Below are 2097 nucleotides of genomic sequence, written 5' to 3' on the forward strand. Positions count from 1 at the left end.
AACCTGTAAAATGCATGGTGTAAATCCTCAAATATGGATGAACAAAGTCTTGGAGCTTATTGCAGAGCACAAAGTCAATAAACTTTATGAGCTCTTCCCGCAAAACCTGTCCCTGCTATAATCATAGCATAACATTCTTTTAATATAATTATCCTTGTAGTTGGTCGGATGCTTACTTTGAACTGATTTATTCCAAAGTGGACACGCCCGTCAAACTGCCCACCCCAGGCCGGACTAAAATGACCACCTCCTCATTTCACCAAAAACAGAAGTTCATTACGCTGTCATTAACGAAACAAATTTACTAATTATCCTGATTTATCCTACTCAGTTTTCTTCGCATCGATTCTCCAGCGAGCTAATCGATGTGCCTTATGGATTAATCGGTCCAAAATAACATCCGCAACTGTACGTTCACCAATGATTCCATACCAAGATTTCACAGAAACTTGCAAAGTAGCTATTACAGAATCTGGTTTGTGCTTAATAATATAATTGCTTAAATATAAAATTGGTAAAGTCTGTAATTTTTCCAGAATCAAATAGAGAATGTTTATTATCCTTCCAGTCCTTCCATTTCCGTCATAAAAGGGATGAATACTTTCAAATTGAAAGTGAATAATTGCCATTTTATTCAAAGGGTCGCAGTCTTGAATTGCTGAATCATTTATGTATCGTTCAAGATTTGCCATTAAATTGATTATCTCCTCATAATCTTGAGGCGGTGTGTAAATTGTCTCATCAGTTGCAGCATTTTTTAATGCAGTTCCTGGCAATTTTCTAAATCCAGCTTTCTTGTCTTCTAGTACCTCTTGAATTTGCAAAATACTCTTATTGGTCAGCAATCCTGTTTGAGTAATTAATTCAAATCCTTTTTTTAATGCTGAAATATAATTTTGAACCTCTTTGGCTTGAAGTGATTTAAACGCATCAAGGTTTAATTCTGATTTATACAAATCATCATGTGTCGTGATTATATTCTCAATCGCAGAACTGTCTTTTGCTTCTTGTCTTGTTTTCGTCAATGGGACACCCGAAAGCAATTTCTAACAATGCCGTACAATTCTTTTTGCTGATCATCCATACCTAGAAGCTGCTTATTCATTGATTTACCATCAGGTAATTGATATGTGGTTTGGTACATATTGTGGGTGAGTTCTGCAGCTTTTTTTACAGACAATAATGATTCCTGGGTATTTAGAGCTCTTTCTAGTTCCTTATAGATGGAATATGCTGCAAACGATATACAAATATGAGCTTCTATTCTTCTTCTTAACCTATGGTATATTGGTCGTATGCGTAAATCTGTTTTGTACATTCTGAAAGCTCGTTCTATATGCCATAATTCGCCATAGTTTTGAATAATTTCACTTCCAGATAGCTTTGTGTTTGTAATGTATCCTTTTAAGCCATCCCAATATTGATCCTGTTCTATTTTTGTGTAATCGACTTGAACATCAATCTTGCCTTCTAGCTTTAAAAATTTATTATAGCCTCTATTATTGATGCTTTCCTTAGTTAACTTACCTGACTTGATCTTCTTTTCCAAGCGTTTTAGTCCTCGTATTCTGTTATAGGCATCTTTTCTAGCTCGTTTATGGGAATAGCTAACAATAATTCGTTTAGTATCATCTTTTGTAATATCAATTAAGTCTCCATCTGCATAAAAACTTTCTATTATCTGGTTTTTTACTTCTGCTGTTTCATTCTTTATTCTTGCTCCAAGGATATATTCATAGCCCCTTTCTTCTAATGCACCAATGTTCTTTTTTGATAACAATCCACTGTCAGCTATGATTATCGGCTTTTCTAAGTTGAATTTTCTGCTAATATTTTCAAGAAATGGTATTAATGTATGACCTTCATAAGTATTGCCATCATATACATCGTAGCCTATTACATACCCTTGTTTGGCAACCAATAAACCCAAAAATATTTGTGGCTTTTGATGTTTTCCGTCTTTTGAAAAGCCTGTCTTTCGTAAATCATCCTCATCACTTGCTTCAAAGTATAATTGGGTCATATCGTAAAAAACAACATTTAAATCTCCTCCTAATACCTTCTGTGTGTGTTTAAATATGATTTGTTCTACTTTTC

At 34.2% G+C, this 2097-nt stretch carries 2 protein-coding genes and 2 pseudogenes; 1 reads left to right on the plus strand and 3 read right to left on the minus strand.

Annotation, left to right across the window (positions count from 1 at the left end; translation table 11 throughout):
* The first annotated feature begins 10 nt into the window (after positions 1–10).
* Entirely contained in the window at positions 11–121 is a 111-nt protein-coding gene (locus HNS40_RS23850; RefSeq protein ID WP_371742971.1) for a transposase domain-containing protein, read from the plus strand.
* A 183-nt stretch (positions 122–304) separates the two neighbouring features.
* Here HNS40_RS23850 and HNS40_RS23410 read toward each other — a convergent pair.
* The 3 genes and pseudogenes from HNS40_RS23410 to HNS40_RS22165 form a co-directional block, all read right to left on the minus strand.
* Positions 305–443: pseudogene (locus tag HNS40_RS23410) on the minus strand (ATP-binding protein); the annotation flags it as partial.
* Between the two features lie 108 nt (positions 444–551).
* Positions 552–1043 (minus strand): annotated as a pseudogene (locus tag HNS40_RS23415) (Fic family protein); the annotation flags it as partial.
* On the minus strand, positions 1022–2097 hold a 1076-nt coding region (locus tag HNS40_RS22165), incomplete at its 5' end, for an IS1634 family transposase (RefSeq protein WP_172284895.1). The gene HNS40_RS22165 and the pseudogene HNS40_RS23415, both read right to left, overlap by 22 nt.

This window comes from Lentimicrobium sp. S6, from assembly GCF_013166635.1.
GTDB lineage: Bacteria > Bacteroidota > Bacteroidia > Bacteroidales > UBA12170 > UBA12170.